Genomic DNA, 290 nt, shown 5'->3' on the forward strand with positions numbered 1-290 from the left:
ACATCATCTTTGGGAATATCCATTTTATCAACTGCATGCTTTAAGTCATCATTACTTATGTGAGTATATATCATGGTAGTTTGTATGGATGAATGACCTAATTGGCGACGTAATTTTGGTACATCATTTATTTCTGTATGATATCTTGTGGCAAACGAGTGTCTTAATTTATGAACAGATAAAGATGGTTTTCCATATGAATCTGCATATTTTTCAACTAATTTTTCAATAGATCTAGCTGACAATCGTCTTGGTTTTCCTTTAGGTCCCATTGGGGCAGCAACAAATAG

1 protein-coding gene is annotated in these 290 nt (G+C 33.4%); it reads right to left on the reverse strand.

The genetic code is table 11. The features are described 5' to 3' along the window. On the reverse strand, positions 1 to 290 hold a 290-nt coding region (locus tag AOA60_RS23570; RefSeq protein ID WP_158235054.1), incomplete at both ends, for a tyrosine-type recombinase/integrase.

Origin of the sequence: Pseudomonas sp. 2822-17 (assembly GCF_002742485.1) — a bacterium.
GTDB lineage: Bacteria > Pseudomonadota > Gammaproteobacteria > Pseudomonadales > Pseudomonadaceae > Aquipseudomonas > Aquipseudomonas cyclaminis.